At 69.1% G+C, this 12,948-nt stretch carries 14 protein-coding genes, 1 other RNA gene, 1 pseudogene and 1 riboswitch; of the genes and pseudogenes, 10 read left to right on the top strand and 6 right to left on the bottom strand.

From position 1 onward, the window contains the following. The first annotated feature begins 13 nt into the window (after positions 1-13). On the top strand, positions 14-1,123 hold the full coding sequence (locus AC1DKV_RS26645; protein ID WP_441623211.1) for an XdhC family protein: 1,110 nt from the start codon (positions 14-16) through the stop codon (positions 1,121-1,123). Continuing rightward, positions 1,120-1,776, top strand: coding sequence for a nucleotidyltransferase family protein (locus AC1DKV_RS26640; protein WP_441623209.1), 657 nt, complete (start codon positions 1,120-1,122; stop codon positions 1,774-1,776). Before AC1DKV_RS26645 ends, AC1DKV_RS26640 begins: the two co-directional genes overlap by 4 nt. On the opposite strand, the gene AC1DKV_RS26635 is transcribed toward AC1DKV_RS26640, so the two are convergent. From AC1DKV_RS26635 to AC1DKV_RS26625, 3 genes and pseudogenes are all read right to left on the bottom strand, one after another. Further along, positions 1,736-2,437, bottom strand: coding sequence for an SIMPL domain-containing protein (locus tag AC1DKV_RS26635; protein ID WP_441623207.1), 702 nt, complete (start codon positions 2,435-2,437; stop codon positions 1,736-1,738). The genes AC1DKV_RS26640 and AC1DKV_RS26635 overlap by 41 nt on opposite strands. Before the next feature lie 110 nt (positions 2,438-2,547). Further along, a pseudogene (locus tag AC1DKV_RS26630) lies at positions 2,548-3,358 on the bottom strand (sulfite exporter TauE/SafE family protein). Positions 3,359-3,509: 151 nt separating this feature from the next. Further along, the gene (locus AC1DKV_RS26625) at positions 3,510-4,004 is read right to left on the bottom strand and encodes an EVE domain-containing protein (RefSeq protein WP_441623205.1); all 495 of its coding nucleotides are present in this window, start codon (positions 4,002-4,004) and stop codon (positions 3,510-3,512) included. Between the two features lie 41 nt (positions 4,005-4,045). On the opposite strand from AC1DKV_RS26625, the gene AC1DKV_RS26620 reads away from it, so the two are divergent. After that, positions 4,046-4,243 carry a hypothetical protein gene (locus AC1DKV_RS26620; protein WP_441623203.1) on the top strand — a complete coding sequence of 66 codons (198 nt, stop codon included), beginning with the start codon at positions 4,046-4,048 and terminating at the stop codon, positions 4,241-4,243. 17 nt (positions 4,244-4,260) lie between these two features. Here the strand turns inward: AC1DKV_RS26620 and ssrS are convergent. From ssrS to AC1DKV_RS26605, 3 genes are all read right to left on the bottom strand, one after another. Beyond that, positions 4,261-4,467, bottom strand: a non-coding RNA gene (gene ssrS / locus AC1DKV_RS26615) — 6S RNA. 311 nt (positions 4,468-4,778) lie between these two features. Continuing rightward, positions 4,779-5,120 carry a cell division protein ZapA gene (locus AC1DKV_RS26610; RefSeq protein ID WP_441623201.1) on the bottom strand — a complete coding sequence of 114 codons (342 nt, stop codon included), beginning with the start codon at positions 5,118-5,120 and terminating at the stop codon, positions 4,779-4,781. Next, positions 5,117-5,461, bottom strand: a complete 345-nt coding sequence (locus tag AC1DKV_RS26605; RefSeq protein ID WP_441623231.1) for a hypothetical protein — start codon at positions 5,459-5,461, stop codon at positions 5,117-5,119. The genes AC1DKV_RS26610 and AC1DKV_RS26605 overlap by 4 nt, the downstream gene beginning before the upstream one ends. Before the next feature lie 219 nt (positions 5,462-5,680). Next, a riboswitch (cobalamin riboswitch) is annotated at positions 5,681-5,926 on the top strand. A gap of 82 nt (positions 5,927-6,008) precedes the next feature. Between AC1DKV_RS26605 and AC1DKV_RS26600 the strand changes: the two genes are divergently transcribed. The 7 genes from AC1DKV_RS26600 to cobC are packed head-to-tail and all read left to right on the top strand — an operon-like array spanning position 6,009 to position 12,948. Beyond that, a complete protein-coding gene (locus AC1DKV_RS26600; RefSeq protein ID WP_441623199.1) occupies positions 6,009-7,949 on the top strand; it encodes a TonB-dependent receptor plug domain-containing protein in 1,941 nt (646 codons plus the stop codon). 15 nt (positions 7,950-7,964) lie between these two features. Further along, the gene (locus tag AC1DKV_RS26595) at positions 7,965-8,963 is read left to right on the top strand and encodes a FecCD family ABC transporter permease (RefSeq protein ID WP_441623197.1); all 999 of its coding nucleotides are present in this window, start codon (positions 7,965-7,967) and stop codon (positions 8,961-8,963) included. Between the two features lie 5 nt (positions 8,964-8,968). Then, positions 8,969-9,820 (top strand): ABC transporter ATP-binding protein, encoded by an 852-nt coding sequence (locus AC1DKV_RS26590; protein WP_441623195.1) that lies wholly within the window; start codon positions 8,969-8,971, stop codon positions 9,818-9,820. Next, positions 9,817-10,494, top strand: coding sequence for a cob(I)yrinic acid a,c-diamide adenosyltransferase (cobO, locus tag AC1DKV_RS26585; protein ID WP_441643596.1), 678 nt, complete (start codon positions 9,817-9,819; stop codon positions 10,492-10,494). Before AC1DKV_RS26590 ends, cobO begins: the two co-directional genes overlap by 4 nt. Positions 10,495-10,545: 51 nt before the next feature. Continuing rightward, complete coding sequence (cobT, locus tag AC1DKV_RS26580) at positions 10,546-11,586, top strand: nicotinate-nucleotide--dimethylbenzimidazole phosphoribosyltransferase (RefSeq protein WP_441623191.1); 1,041 nt, start codon at positions 10,546-10,548, stop codon at positions 11,584-11,586. Positions 11,587-11,617: 31 nt separating this feature from the next. Further along, positions 11,618-12,382, top strand: coding sequence for an adenosylcobinamide-GDP ribazoletransferase (locus tag AC1DKV_RS26575; RefSeq protein ID WP_441623189.1), 765 nt, complete (start codon positions 11,618-11,620; stop codon positions 12,380-12,382). After that, on the top strand, positions 12,367-12,948 hold the full coding sequence (gene cobC, locus AC1DKV_RS26570; protein WP_441623187.1) for an alpha-ribazole phosphatase family protein: 582 nt from the start codon (positions 12,367-12,369) through the stop codon (positions 12,946-12,948). The genes AC1DKV_RS26575 and cobC overlap by 16 nt, the downstream gene beginning before the upstream one ends.

Genomic DNA, 12,948 nt, shown 5'->3' with positions numbered 1-12,948 from the left:
GATGGATCACGCCATGAACCACGCTAGCAAAGACGAGACGAAAGACGCCACCGCGCAGGCTATCGACTGCGAAGCGCTCCTGCAACGCGAGCAGCGGCTGATCGAAGCCGCGTGTCCGTTCGCGGTCGTCACCGTGATCCGCGCACAGCCGCCTACCTCGGCCTGGGTGGGGGCGCAGGCGCTGGTGGAGGAGGATGGCTCGCTGCACGGCTGGGTTGGCGGCGGCTGCTCGCGCGCGATCGTGATCCAGGCCGCGCTCGAGACGATCCGCAGCGGCGGGCCCAAGCTGCTGCGCATCAGCAACGCGACCGCCCCGGCCGAAGCCGGCATCGAGATGCACGCCATGCCATGCGCGAGCAACGGCACGCTCGACGTATTCATCCAGCCGACCCTGCCACCGCCCGTGGTACTGGTACTCGGCTCCACGCCCACCGCGCTGGAGGCCTGCGTGCTGGCGCAGCGCATGGGGCTTGCCGTGGCGGCCGCGGCGAGCGTGACCGTGCCGCTGGCGGCGCTGGGCCTGAGCCGGGTGATCGACGGCTATGACCAGGAAGCCTTCGCCTTGCTCGCGCCGCGGCTGGTGCTGGTGGCCACCCAGGGCGATGCGGACGAAGACGCGCTGGAAGCGGCCCTGCGCAGCCCGGCCGCGGCCATCTTGCTGGTGGCAAGCCAGCGCAAGGCGCAGACCCTGCGCGAAGCCATGCGCCGGCGCGGCATCGCGCCGCAGCGGCTGGACGCGCTGCATGCGCCGGCCGGCCCGCATATCCATGCACGCACGCCGCAGGAGATCGCGCTTGGCGCGGTCGCGGGGCTGGTGGCATTGCGCCGGCAGCTGGAACAGGAACAGTGCGCCGGGGCCGCGGCGGCGAGCGTGGACGCGCCGCCGGTGATGTTGCCGTGCGAATCGATGGCGCCGGTCGGGCCGGGCGCGTCGGCGGTACCGCCACTGGCCCGCTACATCAACCCGGTGTGCGGCATGACGGTCGATATCGCATCGGCCCGGCATGTGGTCGAGTATGGCGGGCAGCGCGTGTATTTCTGCTGCGACGGCTGCAAGGTGGAGTTCGAGCGCGAACCGGAGAAATACCTGCCGGCGGCGCGGGGCGTGCGGGAGACGACGTGAGCGCGCATGCGGATGTGGCGCTGCCCGCCTTCTCTGCGGTGGTACTGGCCGCGGGCACGTCGTCGCGCATGGGTGGGCAACACAAGCTGCTGCTGCCGCTGGACGGCGAGCCGGCAGTCAGGCGCACCGTGCGCGCGGTGCTGGCCGCGCGGCCGCTGGAGGTCGTGGTGGTGACGGGATGCAAGGGCCGCGAGGTCATCGGCGCGCTCGCTGGCCTGCCGGTCGATTTCCAGCCGAATCCGCGCTACGAAGAAGGACAGATGACATCGGTGGCCGCCGGCGTGGCCGCGCTGCGCATGCCATGCAGCGTGGTGCTGGTGTGCCTGGCCGACCAGGTATTGCTGGAGCCGGCCGATTACCTGGAGCTGGTACGCGCCTTCGCGACGATGCCGCGCGGCTCGATCGTGGTGCCGGTGCACGCGGGGCAGCGCGGCAACCCGGTGGCGTTCTCTGCGAGCTATGCGGCCGAGGTGGTGGCGGGGCACGTGAACCCGGGTTGCCGCAAGCTGATCGCCGACCACCCGGACGAAGTCTTCGTCCACGAGGCCGGCCACGACCGCTTCACTACCGATATGGATACGCCCGAAGACTACGCGCGTATCGTGGAACGGCTTACTTCAGCATCTGCACCGAGCCGTTTACCGTCACCGTGACCTGCGCCTTGCCGCCTTCGACCGGCACCGGCGCCGAGTCCGCCATCATGGCCTTGGCCGCATACATGCGTGGCACCGGCTGCACCGCGCCGACATCGCCGACCTGCACTTCGCGGATCGAATAGCTGCTGTAGCCGAACAGCTTGGTGGTGGCGTCGGCCTTGCCGCGGAACGAGGCCACGGCCTGCTCGGTCAGCTTGGCCTCGGCTGCCTGGCGTGCTTCGCGCGAGAGCGAGAAGGCGATGCTCTGCACCTGCATCTGGCTGGAAAGCTGGCCGGCGAGCTTGGACACGGCGGTGAAATCGCGCGATTGCAGGATCACCTCGGCGCGCCCGCGCCAGGTGCTGATACGGCCGTTGCGGTCGGTCGACGGGTTGATGGAGAAGCCGCCCGATTCGGCCTGGACGCCGGAAGTGCGCCTGGCCTGCTCGATCACCTGCTTTGCCTTGGCCGACAGTGCCGAGGAGATCGCACCCGGCTCGGCGCCTTCCTGCTCGGCGGCAAGGGTCAGGTGGACCACGTCGGTGGGCACGTCGGTGGCGGCCTGGGCGGCCAGCGCCAGCACGCCGGCCGGCGCCGGATCGTGGGTCGGGACACCGCCCTGGGCGGATGCGACCATGGCGGCGGTACCGAGCAGCGTGGCGGCAAGCAGTTGTTTCATGTAGTTTCTCCCGTTCAGACGATGCGTATCAGACGCGTGGCGCAGGTGATCGTTCCGCTACGCGGGGCCAACGTTGTATCTGCATGTATCCGCCGGGCCGCTGCGCCGTGCTAGAACGCGTGCCAGGCCTTCCAGAACATATAGGCCGAGAGGCAGAACAGCAGGCCGGCGAAGACCTTCTTGAGCTGCGCCGTCCAGGCTGTGCGCGGTGCGCGCGCCCAGCGGCGCGGTCAGCACGCTGGCCACTGCGATCACCGCCAGCGCGGGCAGGTAGATATAGCCGAGCGAGCCCGGCGGCAGCCCGGCCTGGCCCAGGCCGCTCCACACATAGCCGATCACGCTTGCCACCGCGATCGGGAAGCCGAGCGCGGCCGACGTGGCCACCGCATTGTGGATGGGAACGTTGCACCAGGTCATGAACGGCACCGAGACAAAGCCGCCGCCGGCACCCACGAGGCTGGAGAGAAAGCCGATCACGCCGCCAGCGCCGAGCATGCCCGGCGTGCCGGGCAGCTGGCGGTGTGGCGCCGGCTTGCGGTTGCGCAGCATCTGCCACGCCGAAAAGCCGACGAACAGCGCGAACAGCAGCGACAGCCAGCTCGTCTTGAGCGCGGCAAAGACCTTGCCGCCGCCGATCATGCCGCCGACCAGGATGCCTGGCGCCAGCGCGAGCACCAGCCCCCAGCGCACCATGCCGCGCTTGTGGTGGGCGCGCACGGAGGACAGCGAGGTAAACAGGATGGTCGCCATCGAGGTGGCGATCGCCATATGGACGATGGCCTCGTGCGGGAAGGCCATGTACGTGAACAGCAGCGTGAGGAAAGGCACCATCAGCATGCCGCCACCGACGCCGAGCAGGCCGGCGCAGAAGCCAGTAAAGGCACCGAGCAGCAGCAGCCCGGGAATCAGGGAGAAGCTCATGAAGCGGATTCGACCTTGTTGGTGTTATTGATGTTTTTGGTGTTGCTGGCGTCGAAGCGCCGGGGCGCGGCCGGTGTGGCGGGTGTGACCTGAGTGACCTGAGTGGCCCGGGTGATGCCGGGGGCTGGGGGTGCGTGTAGCTGTGCGCGGCTCAACCCATCAGCCGCGTGGTGATGAAGCGCCATTCGGCAGGCGTCACCGGCGTGATGGACAGGCGGTTGCCGCGGCGTAGCACGGCCATGTCCGCGAGTTCCTCGTGCGCGCGCAGGTCGGCCAGCGAGATCAGCGCGCTCTTGGAGACGTAGCGCACATCCACCAGCATCCAGCGCGGCGCGTCGGCTTTGGCGGCGGCATCGTAGTAATCGCTCTTGGGGTCGAACTGGGTGGGGTCGGGGTAGGGCTGCGAGCTGACCTCGGCCAGGCCGGCGATGCCGGGCTGCGGGCAGGAGGAGTGATAGAACAGCACGCCGTCGCCGATGCGCATGGCGTCGCGCATGAAATTGCGCGCCTGGTAGTTGCGCACACCGGTCCAGGGCAAGGCGCCGCGTTCGGCAAGGGTATCGATGCTGGCCTCGTCCGGTTCCGATTTCATCAGCCAGTACTGGCGGGCCCGGTCGGCGGCAGTGGCTTGCGAGGATCGGCTCATTGGCTTGTGGCTCACGGCGGAGTGGCGTTGGCGACAGCGCTATGGTGCAGCAAGCCCGGCCAAAAGAAAACCATGCGGGAAACGATGCGGAAAATCATGCGGAAAACCAGGCACGCCGGCAGTTCTCGCGCGCGCCGGAGCTCCCTGCGCAAATGCATGCCGCCGCGTGGCGGCATCGCGAGCCCGCGCGCAAGGAGAGCGCAAAAAGGAAACGCAAAAAGAAAAGGGCGGTGGTCTGAAACCACCGCCCTTTGTAGGGGTCCCCGCCTCGGCCGCTGGATCGGCATCCTGAACCCAAGTGAGGTTCAGAGTGGCTGCGGAAGCCGTATTTTGGGTACATCACTGAATCAGGGAGTCCGAAGACTATGAACCAAGCGACGCGCTCGCCCACACGGCATTGTCCCGCACCAACAAATGCTTATCGGTTCAAGGAATATGATCCTGACGAACCAGGCAGGGAAACTGTCAAACGTCTGACTTTTTTTGCTGCCGGACCAGATACTTCCGCAGGCTGTCAGACGTTTGCCGTTTCTAACTTGGATGGGATGAAAACGGCGGTCAGGCGCGATAACCCGACCTAAGGTGTCGCGACTATGTGGCTTTGCGCGACTTGGCTCCACTATACACCTCTGGGCTTTTCATACCAAGCCCGTCTTGGCGCGTCGTTACATTTTGCCGGCGCGCGCGGCACCTCGGGCACATCGTGGCGTTCCTGCCGCAATACCTGTGCCGTGCGGGGCACCGCGCCATGCGGGCGCGCACCCGAACCCGCGTTCAGCCACGCGAGACCGGCGCGTTGGTGCCCACGTGGGCGTACTGGCGCAGGGCCTCGTCGGCGCGTTCGTTGAGCTCGCGGATACGCGCGCGCACGGCGTCCACCGGGATGGTGCCGTCTTCCTGCTGCTTGCGCTTGAGCGATAGCAGGTCCGAGGCGATGCTGATCGCGGCCATCACGGCGACACGTTCCACGCCCTTGGCGGAAACGCCGCCCTTGAGGCGGGTCATCTGGTCGTCTACCAGGGCGACGGCCTCGAGCAGCGCGGCCTCGTTGTCGGGCGCGATGGCGAAGCGGTAGGACTGGCCGGCGATGTTGACTTCGACTTGCTTGTTGCTCATGCGTTTTCTCCGGGTGCCTTGGTGTGGGCGCTGTCAGCGGTATGGGCGCTGGCCGCGTGGCCGGCCGAGTCGCCGTCGCCCAGCAGGTCGAGCTGGCGGGCGTCGCTGGCGGTGGGGAGTTTGTCGAGGATCGACTGGATGCGCAGCTGCGCTTCCTCGATCTTGATATTGAGCAGCTCGCGGTCGGCTGCCATGGCCTCGCGATCGCCGCGCAGCTGGCTGGCTTCGGCCTGCAGGCGTTCGATCTCCTCGCGCAGGCGCTGGTTCTCGGCGGCAAGGGTGTCGGCGTGGTGCAGCACGCGTCCGATCTTGGCGGCGAGTTGTTCGAGTTCGTTGAGCATGGAGCCTGTCATATCTAGGGTCTCGGGTTTTGGGATTCTAGCCCAAGCGCTATCGGGCGGATGGCGAAAGCAGCCCGGTGTGACCGGGCCAGCGCGCCGAAGTTGCACGCAACGTCGCCCAACGGGCGCCGTGGCGGCCATTTTCTGCCCGCTTCCGCGCGTTTGCGCCTGGCTTGGGGGATGCCGGCGGGCGTCATTGACGCTCGCCTTGAAACTGCCTACACTCGCGCACGTTCCAGGTGCTCGCAGTTCTGTTCACTACAGGGTTGCAGTTCAACGGGAAACAGGGAGCCAGCCTGCGCCGCCAGGGCGCAGGCGTGCCAACCTGTGCTGCCCCCGCAACGGTAAGCGACCGCGATCGCAAGAATCGCAGGGCCGGCCCATCTGCCACTGAACCGCAAGGTCCGGGAAGGCGGTCGGACCAGTGTCGCCAGCCCGGATACCGGCCTGAACGAGAGTGCGCCACTTTCCGCAGGAGCAGTGGCGCGCTTCATCGCCAGACGGTCCGCGGGGGAACGGACCAGGCTGCTCTCTCCCTCTTCGCATCATGCGCTCATCGTCTTCCAGGTCGAGCCGCCCGGCATTGCCGGCGTCCCGCCAGTCCACCCACGCACTTGTCCTACGGCCTTTGCCCGTCGCGCTGCTTGCCTTGCTCGCCGCCGGCGCGCCCGGCCTTGTCCATGCCCAGTCCGCCCCGGAGCCCGTGCCGGAACCCGCGGCGCAGCCTGCCGCCGCGCAGCTGACGCCGGTAGTGGTCACCGCCACCCGCACGGCCCAGTCGCTGACCGAGGCGCTGCCGCACACCACCGTGGTGACGCAGCAGGACATCGTCAATTCGCAGGCGCTGGACCTGCGCACGCTGCTGCGCTCGCAGGCCGGCGTGGAGTTCGCCACCAACGGCGGCCTTGGCGCCAACACCAGCCTGTTCATGCGCGGCGCCAACTCCAACCAGACGCTGATCCTGATCGACGGCGTGCGCGTTTCCTCGGTCAGCAGCGGCACGGCCCAGCTGGCCAATATTCTGCCCGACCAGATCGACCATATCGAAGTGGTGCGGGGCAATGTGTCGGCGCTCTACGGCTCGGACGCCATTGGCGGCGTGGTGCAGATCTTTACCAAGAGCGGCGCCGGGCAGCCCCCGGCGGCCAATGCGCAGATCGAGTATGGCAGCAACAATACGCGGCAGGGCACGGCGGGCTACGGCGGCCAGATCGGCGATACCTCGTTCAATATCACCGGCTCGGCCATCAAGACCGACGGCTTCTCGTCGGTCAACACCCAGCAGCAGCCCAAGGCCAATCCCAACGACAACCCGTACGACAACAAGAGCGTATCGGGCCAGGTCAAGCACCGCTTCACCAGCGACTGGGATGCGGGAGTGACGGCCTACTATTCAAAGAGCAAGCTGTCCTACGACAGCACCACGGGAAAGCCCACCGACGTCTGGTGGATGAACAGCGAGCTGTACACGGTATCGGGTTTCGTTAACGGCAAGCTGGGCCGGGACTGGAGTACGCATTTCAAGGTGGCGCAGAGCGAGGACCGCAGCAACACCACCAAGAACGGCCTGTTCGACAGCCGCTTCAATACGCGCAACCGCCAGTACACCTGGCAGAACGAGTACGCACTGGCGCCCACGCATACGCTGCTGTTCGGCGCCGAGTACGCGCAGCAGGAACTGGATTCCAGCGCCTACACCGCGCCCGTGCGCAATATCGCCTCGGTGTTTGGCGGCTACGATGGCCGCCTGGGCAAGCACCAGCTGCAGCTCAATGTGCGCAACGATCACTACTCGGACTTCGGCAGCCAGGCCAGCTACTTCGCGGGCTACGGCTATAACCTGACCGATGCGTTCAAGCTGATTGCCAATGCCAGCAACGCATTCCGCGCGCCCACCTTCAACGAGCTCTATTTTCCCAACTTTGGCCAGCCCGGCATCAACCCCGAGCGTGCCAAGTCGGTCGAGCTGGGCGCGCAGTACAGTACCGACAGCGCCGGCCTGCTGCGCGTGACCGCGTTCCAGACCCGCTACGACAACCTGATCACTTCGGCGCTGCAGCCCAACGGCCTGTTCCTGGCGCAGAATATCAACAAGGCCAAGGTGCAGGGCATCGAAGCCTCGTGGCGCGCCAGGCTGATGGGCACCGATGTCGGCGCCAGCGTGACGTTCCAGAACCCGGTGGACGAGCAAAGCAATACGCAGCTGCTGCGCCGCGCGCGCCGCCATGCCGCGTTCGACGTGGGCCGCCAGTTCGGTGACTTCCGCTTCGGCGGGGAGTGGATCATTTCGTCGGCGCGCATGGACAGCGGCTCGCGCACCCTGGGCGGATACGGTATCGTCAACCTCAATGCCCGCTACAACATCGACAAGCAATGGTTCGTCGCCGCCCGTGTGGAAAACCTGTTCGACAAGAACTACCAGCTCGCCTACCCGTACAACACGCAGGGGCGCGCCGGCTTTATCACGCTGGGATGGCGCCAGCGCTGATGGCGGCGGCCTGAGATGCGGCGCGCGCTTGCCGTCTGGCTGATGCTCGCCGCCGCCGGCGTGGCGGTGTTCCTGCTGTCGCTGGCAGTGGGCAGCGTGTCGCTCAGCGGCGCCCAGGTGTGGGGTGCGCTGGCCGGCGGCAGCACCGATACCGCCAGCGCCATCGTGCGCGAGCTGCGCCTGCCGCGCGCGGCGGCGGCTTTCGCCTGTGGCGGCCTGCTGGCTCTCACCGGCGCCCTGATGCAGGTGCTGCTGCGCAATCCGCTGGCCGAACCCTATGTGCTGGGCGTGTCCGGCGGCGCGGCCACCGGCGCGCTGGGCGCCATGCTGATGACGTGGCCGCTGTGGACGGTGCAGGCCGGCGCCGCCGGCGGCGCGCTGTTCTCGATGGTGCTGGTGGCCACGCTGGCGCGGCGCGACCTGTTGCATCCGCAGGTACAGGGCGGCCATCACGAGGCGGGCTCGCGCCTGTTGCTGACCGGCGTGATCCTGGCCGCTGGCTGGGGCGCGCTGATCACGCTGATCCTGAGCGTGGCGCCCGAGGCGCGCCTGCGCGGCATGCTGTTCTGGCTCACCGGCGATCTCGGCGGCACCGCCAGCTATGGCCTCGTGCTGGGCGCGCTGGTGCTGGCGGTGCTGCTGGTCATGCCGCTGGCCCGCTCGCTCAACGCCATGCTGATGGGCGAGACCGTGGCGCAGGCGCTCGGCGTGCGCGTGGGCGCGGTGCGCATGGCGGTATTCGTGCTGTCCTCGGTGGCGATCGCGGTGGCCATCACCGCGGCCGGCTCGATCGGCTTCGTCGGCCTGGTGGTGCCGCACCTGGTGCGGCTGGCGTGGGGCAACGACCAGCGCCTGCTGCTGCCCGCGTCGGCCCTGCTGGGCGGCGCGCTGCTGATGGCGGCCGACCTGGTGGCGCGCACGGTGATCGCGCCGGCGCAGCTGCCGGTGGGCGTGATCACGGCGCTGCTGGGCGTGCCCACCTTCCTCTTCTTGCTGCTGCGCAGGCCGCGCTGACGCTCATGCCGACCTGGAACGAACCTGCCTCGAACTGTCCCACGCTGGCGCTGCAGGCCTTGCAGCTGCGGGCGGGCGCGCGCGCGCTGCTCGATGGCCTGAGCCTGTCCGTGCATGCCGGCGAGCTGTGGTGCGTGGTTGGCCCGAACGGGGTCGGCAAGTCCACGCTGATGTCGGTGCTGGCCGGGCTGCGCAAGCCCGACGGCGGTGCCGTGCTGCTCGACGGCCGCGCGCCGCCGGAGATCGCGCCGGCGGCGCTCGCGCTGCAGCGCGCCTACCTGCCGCAGGCGGTGAGCGATACCTTCTCGATGACCGTGCGCGATGCGGTCGCGGTGGGCCGCCACCCGCATCTCTCGGGCTGGGGCTGGGCACGCCGCGAGGACGACGCCGTGGTCGCCGCGGTGATGCGCGAGCTGGATCTCGATGCGCTGGCCGCGCGCGACGTGCTGACCCTGTCCGGCGGCGAACGCCAGCGCGTCTCGCTGGCCGCCACGCTGGCGCAGCAGGCGCCGCTGCTGCTGCTCGACGAGCCGGCCGCGCACCTGGACCTGCGCCACCAGATCATGGTGCTGGACACGCTGGCCGGCCTGGCGCGGGCCGGCCGCCACGCCGTGGTGGTGATCCTGCACGACCTCAACCTGGCGCGGCGCTATGCCACCCACGCGCTACTGCTGGCCGAGGACGGCCTGTGCCTGCATGGCCCCGCGGCCGACGTCCTCACGCCGGCGAACTGCTCGCATGCGCTGCGCACCCCCATCGTCAGCGTCAGCGACGGCCGGCATACCGCGCTGATCGCGCACGGCGCCTTTCATCCGCTGCATGGCGGACCTACCGGACAAGACGGAACCTCATCATGAACGAACCCCAATCCGGCGCCGCATCCGGCGCCGCATCCGGCGCCGCATCCGACGCCAATCCCGCAACCGGCGACGCCGGCCGCGACGAACGCCACAAGACGCGCATGGCGCGCAAGAAGGACGTGGTGGACGCCAAGATCGCCGCCGCCCGGGACGAGCGCGGCGTGATCGTCATCACCACCGGCAACGGCAAGGGCAAGTCCAGCTCCGGCTTCGGCATGGTGGTGCGCGCGCTCGGCCACGGCATGCAGGCCGCCGTGGTGCAGTTCATCAAGGGCGCGATCCCCAGCGGCGAGGAAATGTTCCTGCGCCGCTTTCCGGAACACTGCGCCTTCCACGTGATGGGCGAGGGCTACACCTGGGAGACCCAGGACCGCGCACGCGACGTGGCCAAGGCCGAAGCCGCGTGGGAGGTGGCGCGCGGGCTGCTGCGCGACCCGGCCGTCGAGCTGGTGCTGCTGGACGAGCTCAATATCGCGCTCAAGCTGCACTACCTGGACGTGGACACCGTGATCGCCGACCTGCGCGCCCGCCCGCCGATGCAGCATGTGGTGATCACCGGCCGCGGCGCGCCGCAGGCGCTGATCGACGCGGCCGACACCGTGACCGAGATGACCCCGGTCAAGCACGCGTTCAAGCAGGGCATCAAGGCACAGCGCGGCATCGAAATGTAGGCGCCGCTCGCGCTATCGATCAACCCAACCGTAACCGTGGTCTCGAACATCATGCAGTTTCCCGTCATTGCTCCCCTGGATGCCTCCCTGCGCCCCGCCCTGCAGGCCGCCATCGACGCCAAGACCAAGCCGCTGGGCGCGCTTGGCAGGCTCGAGGCGCTGGCCCTGCAGATCGGCCTGATCACCGGCAGCACCGCGCCCGAACTCAAGCGCCCTGCGGTCATCGTCTTCGCCGGCGACCATGGCATCGCCGACACCGGCGTGAGCGCCTATCCGGCCGAGGTGACAGCGCAGATGGTGCTCAACTTCCTCGGTGGCGGGGCTGCCATCAATGTGTTCTCGCGCCAGCACGGCCTGTCGCTGGAGGTGGTGGACGCCGGCGTGCGCGCGCCGCTGCCGGCCGCGCCCGGGCTGGTCAACTGCCGCATCGCGGCGGGCACGCGCAACTTCGCGCAGGAGCGCGCGATGAGCGCCGGGCAGGTACAGGCCGCGCTCACGGCCGGCATGGCGCGCGTGCTGCGCCACGCGCAGGAAGGCACCAATGTGATCGCCTTCGGCGAGATGGGCATCGCCAATACCTCTTCCGCCGCCTGCCTGGCGAGCCGGCTCACCGGCACGCCGATCGACGAATGCATCGGCCGCGGCACCGGGCTGGACGACGCCGGCCTGGCGCACAAGCGCGCGGTGCTGGCGCAGGCGCTGGCCTTGCATGCCGATGCGGTCGAGCCGCTCGATGCGCTGGCCGCGTTCGGCGGCTTCGAGGTCGCCATGATGACCGGCGCCTTCCTGGCCGCGGCGGCCAGCCGCATGGTGATCCTGGTCGATGGCTTCATCGCCTCGGCCGCGCTGCTGGTGGCGCAGGGCCTGGCGCCCGAGGTGCTGGACTACTGCGTGTTCTCGCATTGCTCGCACGAGCACGGCCACCGCAGCCTGCTCGCGCATTTCGGCGCCGAGCCGCTGCTGGCGCTGGACCTGCGCCTGGGCGAGGGCACCGGCGCCGCGCTGGCCTATCCGCTGCTGGTGTCCGCCACTGCCTTCCTGCGCGAGATGGCCACCTTCGGCGGCGCGGGCGTCAGCACGGCATCGGCGTAGACTGCGGCGGACCTCTCTCTCGTACCGGCCCATGCTCGATGAACTTCGCTACTTCCTGACCGCGGTCGGCTACTTCACGCGGGTGCCGGTGCCACGCTGGGTCGGGTTTGCGCCGCACTACCTGAACGCGGCGGCGCGCTACTTCCCGCTGGTGGGCCTGCTGGTGGGCGGGCTCGGCGCGCTGGCGAGCTGGGGCGCGCTGCAATGGTGGCCGCCCGGCGTGGCGCTGCTGCTCGGCATGGCGGTGACCCTGCTGGCCACGGGCGCCTTCCACGAAGACGGCCTGGCCGATTGCGTGGACGCCTTCGGCGGCGGCTACCGGCCCGAGGATGTGCTGCGCATCATGCATGACTCGCGCATCGGTGCGTTCGGCGCCATCGCCCTGGTGGTGGCGCTGCTGCTGAAGTGGCAGTTGCTGGTAGCGATCGCCGCGCGCGGCGGCATGGCGGAACTGCTGCTGGTGCTGGTGGCCGCGCATGCGGCCAGCCGCGCGATGGCGGTGAGTTATCTCGCCACGCTCGATTACGTGCGGCCCGAGGGCAAGGCCAAGCCGGTGGCGCAACGCCTGGGCGGCATCGGGCTGGTCTTTGCCTTGTCGTGCGGCGCGGTGCCGCTGGTGCTGGTGTCGCCCGCCTTTGCAGGGTCGGCGCTGGCCGCGCTGCTGGTACTGCGCGTGCTGCTGGGCCGCTATTTCGTGCGGCGCATCGGTGGCTATACCGGCGACTGCCTCGGCATGGCGCAGCAGCTGGCCGAGATCCTGATCTACCTGGTGGCGGCGGCATGGACCTGGTCCTGATCCGCCATGCGCAGCCGCAGGTGGCGCCAGGCATCTGCTACGGCGCGCTCGACCTGGCGCTGGCCGAGCCTGTCTCGCCGGCGCCTGCGCGCATGCTGGCGGCGCTGGAAGGGCTGCGGCCGCAGGGCATTCTCTGCAGCACGCTGGCGCGCGCGCGCGCCACCGCATCCCTGCTTGCCGAAGGCCTGGCAGCCGCGCTCGTGCCCGAGCCGGACGCGCGCCTGCGCGAGCTGGATTTCGGCAGCTGGGAAGGCCTTGCCTGGGACGCGGTGCCGCGCGCGGAGCTGGACGCGTGGGCGGCCGACCTGCTCAACGCAAGGCCGCACGGTGGCGAAAGCGCCGCCACGGCCATGGCGCGCGTGGTGGCGTGGGCCGATGCGCTGCCCGCCGAGTCGCGCGATTGCATCTGGGTGGTCACGCATGCCGGCCCGATGCGCATGCTGGCCGCGCACTGGCTCGGCGTGCCGCTGGCCACCACGCTGGGCTGGGATCTCGCGTTCGGCGCCAGCTGCCGCTTCACACTGGGCAAGGGCGCGCCGCGCCTGCGGTGGTGGAACCGCGTGTGA

The sequence above is a fragment of the Cupriavidus sp. 05T41 genome (assembly GCF_056396525.1).
Note: the sequence above shows the minus strand (reverse complement) of the source record. Positions and strands in the feature narration are given on the sequence as shown.

Coding starts and splice junctions, on each gene's coding strand:
- AC1DKV_RS26595 (WP_441623197.1), top strand. CDS start 7,965: ATGCGGCGCGCGCTTGCCGTCTGGCTGATGCTCGCCGCCGCCGGCGTG.
- cobO (WP_441643596.1), top strand. CDS start 9,817: ATGAACGAACCCCAATCCGGCGCCGCATCCGGCGCCGCATCCGGCGCC.
- AC1DKV_RS26610 (WP_441623201.1), bottom strand. CDS start 5,120: ATGAGCAACAAGCAAGTCGAAGTCAACATCGCCGGCCAGTCCTACCGC.
- AC1DKV_RS26605 (WP_441623231.1), bottom strand. CDS start 5,461: ATGCTCAACGAACTCGAACAACTCGCCGCCAAGATCGGACGCGTGCTG.
- cobC (WP_441623187.1), top strand. CDS start 12,367: ATGGACCTGGTCCTGATCCGCCATGCGCAGCCGCAGGTGGCGCCAGGC.
- AC1DKV_RS26645 (WP_441623211.1), top strand. CDS start 14: ATGAACCACGCTAGCAAAGACGAGACGAAAGACGCCACCGCGCAGGCT.
- AC1DKV_RS26625 (WP_441623205.1), bottom strand. CDS start 4,004: ATGAGCCGATCCTCGCAAGCCACTGCCGCCGACCGGGCCCGCCAGTAC.
- AC1DKV_RS26620 (WP_441623203.1), top strand. CDS start 4,046: ATGGTGCAGCAAGCCCGGCCAAAAGAAAACCATGCGGGAAACGATGCG.
- AC1DKV_RS26600 (WP_441623199.1), top strand. CDS start 6,009: ATGCGCTCATCGTCTTCCAGGTCGAGCCGCCCGGCATTGCCGGCGTCC.
- cobT (WP_441623191.1), top strand. CDS start 10,546: ATGCAGTTTCCCGTCATTGCTCCCCTGGATGCCTCCCTGCGCCCCGCC.
- AC1DKV_RS26635 (WP_441623207.1), bottom strand. CDS start 2,437: ATGAAACAACTGCTTGCCGCCACGCTGCTCGGTACCGCCGCCATGGTC.
- AC1DKV_RS26590 (WP_441623195.1), top strand. CDS start 8,969: ATGCCGACCTGGAACGAACCTGCCTCGAACTGTCCCACGCTGGCGCTG.
- AC1DKV_RS26575 (WP_441623189.1), top strand. CDS start 11,618: ATGCTCGATGAACTTCGCTACTTCCTGACCGCGGTCGGCTACTTCACG.